5 protein-coding genes are annotated in these 6,506 nt (G+C 64.7%); 4 read left to right on the plus strand and 1 reads right to left on the minus strand.

Annotated features, from left to right (window positions below; genetic code table 11):
* The first annotated feature begins 97 nt into the window (after positions 1–97).
* Both AC51GT_RS20270 and phoH2 read left to right on the plus strand, forming a co-directional pair.
* Positions 98–961 carry an acyl-ACP desaturase gene (locus AC51GT_RS20270; protein ID WP_496329955.1) on the plus strand — a complete coding sequence of 288 codons (864 nt, stop codon included), beginning with the start codon at positions 98–100 and terminating at the stop codon, positions 959–961.
* 378 nt (positions 962–1,339) lie between these two features.
* On the plus strand, positions 1,340–2,656 hold the full coding sequence (phoH2, locus tag AC51GT_RS20275; protein WP_496329956.1) for an RNA 5'-3' helicase PhoH2: 1,317 nt from the start codon (positions 1,340–1,342) through the stop codon (positions 2,654–2,656).
* Between the two features lie 100 nt (positions 2,657–2,756).
* On the opposite strand, the gene AC51GT_RS20280 is transcribed toward phoH2, so the two are convergent.
* Positions 2,757–4,346, minus strand: a complete 1,590-nt coding sequence (locus AC51GT_RS20280) for a serine/threonine-protein kinase (protein ID WP_496329957.1) — start codon at positions 4,344–4,346, stop codon at positions 2,757–2,759.
* Positions 4,347–4,480: 134 nt separating this feature from the next.
* Here AC51GT_RS20280 and AC51GT_RS20285 point away from each other — a divergent pair, with 134 nt between their 5' ends.
* Positions 4,481–5,161, plus strand: coding sequence for a L,D-transpeptidase family protein (locus AC51GT_RS20285; RefSeq protein ID WP_496329958.1), 681 nt, complete (start codon positions 4,481–4,483; stop codon positions 5,159–5,161).
* 269 nt (positions 5,162–5,430) lie between these two features.
* The gene (locus AC51GT_RS20290; RefSeq protein WP_496323328.1) at positions 5,431–6,486 is read left to right on the plus strand and encodes an IS110 family RNA-guided transposase; all 1,056 of its coding nucleotides are present in this window, start codon (positions 5,431–5,433) and stop codon (positions 6,484–6,486) included.
* The last annotated feature ends 20 nt before the right edge of the window (positions 6,487–6,506 follow it).

Below are 6,506 nucleotides of genomic sequence, written 5' to 3' on the forward strand. Positions count from 1 at the left end.
CGCGCCGGAACCACCCGTTGGTTCCGGCCGGTAGAGGTGGGTTTCTTGTTCTGGCCAGCGGTTTCGCATATCGCGAATCGACCTCTAGGCTGTCGGGGTGAATGATTTGACCCAGGACGAACTGCTCTACGCCTTGGAAAAGGCGATCCCGGAAATCATGGAAGAGCACAACGCCGCGGCGGTGGCGTGGAACCCGCATGACTGGGTGCCGTGGGCCGAGGGCAAGAACTTCGCTTTCCTCGGTGGCGAGGACTTCGACCCCAATCGGCCGTCCCCGCTGCCCGACGACGTCGTCAAAGCGGTGCTGGCCCTGCTGCTCACCAAGGACAACATGCCGTCCTACCACCGTTTGATGGCGCAGAAGGCGTCCATCTTCGGAGCCTGGCAGCAGGTCATCGGCACGTGGACCGCCGAGGACAACCGCCACGCGATTGCCCTGCGGGACTACCTCGTGGTGTCGCGTCTGATGGATCCGGAAGCCGCCGAGACCCTGCGCCTGCACCACATGACCAAGGGCAAGTTGCAGACATCCGCGTCGGTGACCGACTACGAGATCCTCGACGTGCTCGCGCTGCTCGCGGTGCATGAGCTGCAGTGTGTGTCGTTCGGCGAGAAGCTTCTCGAGGCATCCGACAGTGACGTCCTGAAGGGGATCCTGGAGAAGATCGTGCACGACGACCGCGTTCAGGCGAAGACGTTCACCAACTTCCTCAACGCCGGTGTCGATGCCAACGTGACCGAGCTGGTCAAGGCCGTCGACCGGGCGCTGTCCGAACTCGAACTCATCGGCGCCGACATCGACGACTTCGGTGACCTCGAGATCATCGCGCCGTTCAACGCCGATGCCGTGACGTTCGTCGCCACCGCACTGGTCGACGACCTCAAGCTGCAATCCCTTGACGGTCTCGACGAGGCCAGCGAGGCGGCACGCCGTCGGGTGCTGACCGCGGCCGGCCGGTAGGTAATTCGTTCAACTGATCCACCAGCCCCGCTCCAACCCGCAGTATCGCTGCGGTGGAGCGGGGTTTTTGGTTCTGAGGCGGCGATCCTGGGGTGGTCGGGACGTCGAAACCCGACCGATCCGCCAGCGGAGCAGTTAACCGATTATTCACGGACACGGGCTGTCTCCACCTCGCCGACACGCCGGGTTGGGCGTACTTTGACGTTTGACGGGCCGCGGGGAAGCGGTTCGTCCGGGAGGTTCGATCGTTGACTTGCTCACGTGAGTACGAGGGGACCGGCCCCGGTCCTCGTGACAGCAGCACCTGGCCGCTGACATCAGAACCGGACCGGCCGCAACACATGTCTGAGTGGTGCCACCCAGACCGAGGAGCCCTTCGTGACCGCACGCGACGCCCGTACGTATGTCATCGATACTTCCGTGCTGTTGTCCGACCCTTGGGCGGCAACACGTTTCGCTGAGAACCACGTAATTCTTCCGCTGGTTGTCATCAGTGAATTGGAAGGCAAACGCCACCACCACGAACTGGGCTGGTTCGCTCGCGAAGCATTGCGCATGCTCGACGATCTGCGACTGGAGTTCGGGCGACTCGATCAACCGATTCCCATCGGCACTGTTGGTGGCACCCTTCAGGTCGAGCTCAATCACACCGACCCGGCGGTCCTGCCGGCCGGTTTCCGTACCGACAACAACGATTCCCGAATCCTGGCGTGCGCCTTGAATCTCCGTGCCGAGGGCAAAGACGTCGTGTTGGTGTCCAAGGACACCCCGCTGCGCGTCAAGGCCGGTGCGGTGGGTCTGGCCGCCGATGAGTACCACGCCCAGGACGTGGTGGCCTCGGGGTGGAACGGGATGACGGAGGTCGACGTCGACTCCGCGGTGATCGACACGTTGTTCGCCGAGGGTGTTGTCGACCTCGACACCGCGCGGGACCTGCCCTGCCATACCGGGATCCGGTTGCTGGGCAACAGTTCCAGTGCCCTGGGCCGGGTGAACCCGCAGAAACAGGTGCAATTGGTGCGCGGCGATAGGGAGGTATTCGGGTTACGTGGGCGCAGCGCCGAGCAGCGGGTGGCGCTCGATCTGCTGCTCGACGACAGTGTCGGCATCGTCTCCATGGGCGGCAAGGCGGGTACCGGCAAATCGGCGCTGGCCCTGTGCGCCGGTCTCGAGGCCGTGCTCGAACGGCGTACCCAGCGCAAGGTTGTCGTCTTCCGGCCGCTCTACGCCGTCGGCGGCCAGAATCTCGGCTACCTGCCCGGCAGCGAGTCGGAGAAGATGGGACCCTGGGCGCAGGCCGTGTTCGACACCCTTGAAGGGTTGGCATCGACCGAGGTGATCGAAGAGGTGCTGAGCCGGGGCATGCTCGAAGTCCTTCCGCTGACCCATATTCGGGGTCGCTCACTGCACGATTCTTTTGTGATCGTTGACGAGGCGCAGTCATTGGAGCGCAATGTGCTGCTGACGGTGCTCTCGCGTCTCGGTTCGGGGTCGCGGGTGGTGCTCACCCACGACGTCGCGCAGCGCGACAATCTCCGCGTCGGCAGGCATGACGGTGTGGCCGCGGTGATCGAAAAGCTCAAGGGCCACCCACTTTTCGCCCACGTGACGTTGACCCGCAGCGAGCGGTCGCCGATTGCCGCTCTGGTCACCGAGATGCTGGAGGAATTCGCGCCGGGGGCGGGAGCGTACTGAGTCTGGCTGCCGCCCACCTGTTTTCGTACCGGACTCGGCTTATTGCCGGTGGCCGGTGCAAAAACGGGTGGGGCGTAGGGCTTTTGGTGCTCGGTGTGGCTCAGCAGTCGTTTCGTTTGATGTTGGTATCCGGGTCGCTCACGGTGTCGAGGAGTTTGCCGTACCGGTTGGCGGGGTAGTCGGCCAATGCTTCACATAGGTCTGATTTACCTTGACCGACAACAACATAGGCGGCGTAGATGAGCCTTCCGTTGTCGTCTTGGGGACGCAGGGACGGGCACGATAGGTCGGTGCGCAGGTACTGCGCGCCAGGATGCTTGTCGAGTGCTCGCGTGATCTCGTCGTGGTAGGTCCTGGGGTTGGTGGCGTTGGCGACCACAACGATCGCGGTGCCGTCGCACGCGGGTGTGCTGATCGGCACCGAGAGACCGAGATCGGCCGGGTTGGTGGTCGGGGTCACCGACTCGGCGGTCGCCGAGAGATCGGACGGCGGGGTCGGTTGTGTCGGCGGCACCTGCGTGGTCGCCGTGACGGTCTCGGTTGTGGTGTTCGCGGTGGCTGCCGCTTTGGTGTTGTCGTCGGGCCAGAACACGACTGTGGCGATCACTGCCAGGGCGAGCGCGACGACTGCGGCGATGCCGGCGATGATCCAGGGTGTCCGAGAACGGGGACCGCTCGGCGGTGCCTGTTGTGGCGGGGGTGGGTCGTGCGGTGGTTGCGGGGCAGGCGGCGCGGACGTGTACTGCCGCGTGGGTGGCGGAGCGGGAGCGGCGAAGGCCTGCCGTTCGGGTTCCTGTGGTGGTCCGTTCCGGGTGCGCGGTGCGACCGAGGGCAACCCGAGGTGCATTGGCGCAGGGTGTGCGGCATGTGCGTCGGGTGCGGACGTCTCCGCGGGCGGCGCGTCCGGCAGGTTCAGTGCGGCCGCGAGTTCGTGGGCGAACTGTCCGCAGGTGGGATAGCGGTCTGCGGGCGCAGGGGCCAGGGCCCGGTCGATGACTGGAGCGACACCGTCGGGGAGCTCACGGCCGGATCCGGGGGGAGCGCCGGTGAGCAACGCGACGGCGGTACATCCGAGGGCGTAGACATCGGCCCGTGCATCCACCGGCAGACCGCGGAGTTGCTCGGGCGCGGAGTAGGCGACCGTGCCGACGGAAACCCCGGCGGTGGTCAGGTCGCCGACATCTGCGATCGGGCGGGCGATGCCGAAGTCCGTGAGCATGACGCGGTGTGGTGTGGCGTCGGTGAGCATGATGTTGCCGGGTTTGACGTCGCGGTGCAGCAGTCCCTGGTGGTGGGCGTAGTCGAGAGCCGCGGAGACCTCGGTGATGATCTGCAGGCAGAGGGCCGGTCGGACGCCGGTGGGGTAGATGGCGAGCAGTTCGGCGCCGTCGGTGCCCGGAACGTAATCCTGACTGATCCAGAGTTGACCCAGGTACTCGCCGCGGTCGTGTACGGCCACGATGTTCGGATGCCAGAGTTTTGCCGACAGATCGGCCTCGCGCACGAACCGGCGTCGGTAGTTCTCGTCGGACGCGGCACTGGATCCGGGCAGTGAGGTGGGCAGGATCTTGAGGGCATCCGACCGTGGCAACCGGGGATGCTTGGCCAGATACACCTCACCCATGCCACCGGCGCCCAGTAGGCGCTCGATTGTGTAGCCGGCAAAAATGGTGCCCACGGCAAGCGGCATGAAAACCCTCGAACTCTCTTCATCGGTGCCGGCCCCGGGAGCGGAGTGCGCGTCGGGTCGGCAGTGACCAGATTAGTGCAGTCCCGTAATCGCACCGATACGTGCTTTGGCTTACGAATTGGCATAATCAGCAGGTGCTGAAGTTGTCAAAGATGTTGATGGGGCCAGTGGTGTCACTGGCTGCAGCGTGTGTTGTTGTCGCTGCGATGGTCGTCCCGGTCTCGGCGCAGGCCGACGAGATACTCACGCCGGAGTCGTTCCCGACGTCGACCCAGATGATCACGGTGACCTCCCAGTCGATCTACGACACCGTGGCAACCCTGACCGCCTGGGAACGCGACGAAGCCGGGACGTGGATTCAGGTCATCGCACCCACCGAGGCCCATCTCGGCGCCGAGGGCATCGGCATACCCAGGGACAGTGTGTGGCGGACACCGATGGGTACTTTCGCCCTGGACCAGGCCTTTGGCAACCAGCCCGATCCCGGCACCAAGATGCCGTATTTCCAGGCCGATGAGCAGGATTGGTGGGACGCCCTGCCCGGGTCACCGACCTACAACACCCACGTCCGGCAGGTTGAGAATCCCGGCGGCGACAGCGAGAACATCCTCGCCACCGGAGAGGTCTACGACTACGTCGTCAACATCGCGCACAATCCACAGCGCGTCGACGGATACGCGTCGGGCATCTTTCTGCATGTCACCAACGGTGAGCCCACGTGGGGTTGTGTCGCGATCGACCGCGATGTCATGCGCCAGATCGTCCAGTGGCTCGACCCGGCCCGGCAGCCGATCATCGATATTGGCCTGGCCTGACCCACCCCGATGATGTGCCCTCAGTGTGACTCTTGTGTTGCCGCCTGAGCGGTGGTTGGGTCCTGGTCACCTGGTGTTTGGCTCTTGATGTGCCTGCCGGCATCGCATTGATGCGCATGTCTGGTCTTGCAAAAGTTATGCCAACACCAGGTGGGAAGGACCGGCCGATGTGGCTTGATAGGAGCGTGGCAACGCCCCCAACTGAGGATTGCCCACCGACCGGCCCAACCGTCCCTGGTCCCTGTTTCTGAAATCAGGAGGCAACCACCATGGTTGTAGTTGGAGTCGATGTACACAAGAGCTCACACACATTTGTTGCCGTCGATCCCGTCGGCAAAAAGCTAGGCCAACTCACCGCCCCGGCCACCACCGCCGGCCATCATGCCGCGATGCGATGGGCCCACACCCAGTTCGGTACCGACCTGCTCTGGGGCATCGAAGACTGCCGACAGATGTCGACCCGCCTCGAACGCGACCTACTCACCGCCGGCCAGACCGCCGTGCGGGTACCCACCAAAATGATGGCCCACACCCGTGCCTCGGCACGTACCCGCGGCAAATCAGATCCCATCGACGCTCTGGCCGTCGCGCGGGCAGTGCTGCGCGAACCGAACCTGCCCGCCGCCGGCGCCGACCCCCGATCCCGCGAGATACGTCTACTAGTCGATCGACGCGAAGTGTTTGTCGCACAACGCACCTCAACAATCAACCGACTGCTGTGGCGAGTCCATGAAATCAACCCCGCCTACGCCCCCAAACCACGCTCGCTGAGCATGCACAAACACCAACAGATCCTCGCCGCACAGCTGGCCACCGAGACCGGACTGCTGGCCGACATCGCCCGCGAAGAACTCGACGAGATCATCTCCCTGACCACCCGGATCAACACCACGGCCACCGAGATCGGCAAACGAGTCCGCGAACTGGTTCCCTCGCTACTACAGCTACCCGGCTGCGGGGAACTCACCGCAGCCAAAATCGTCGGCGAAACCGCCGGCATCGCCCGCTTCCACTCGGCCGACGCCTACGCCAACTACGCCGGCACCGCCCCCATCCCGGTCTGGTCCGGCAACACCGCCGGCCGCGTCCGGCTACCGCGCTGCGGCAACCGACAACTCACCACCGCCCTGCACCGCATCGCCCTGACCCAAACCCGACTCGAAGACAGCGACGGCTACACCTACTACCGCAAACGCCGCGCCGCCGGCGACTCCACCACCGCAGCCCTCCGAGCACTCCGACGCCGCCTGGTCCGCACCGTCTATCAACGCCTGATCACCGACACTGCGCCCCAACCACGAGCCATTCAGACCGCCGCCGCTTGACATAGGAGCAACTTTTGGCG

The organism is Williamsia sp. z34 (genome assembly GCF_059553395.1).

Bases quoted from the DNA above. Each gene is read 5' to 3' on its own strand.
- AC51GT_RS20290 (WP_496323328.1), top strand. From the start codon at position 5,431: ATGGTTGTAGTTGGAGTCGATGTACACAAGAGCTCACACACATTTGTT.
- AC51GT_RS20280 (WP_496329957.1), bottom strand. From the start codon at position 4,346: ATGCCGCTTGCCGTGGGCACCATTTTTGCCGGCTACACAATCGAGCGC.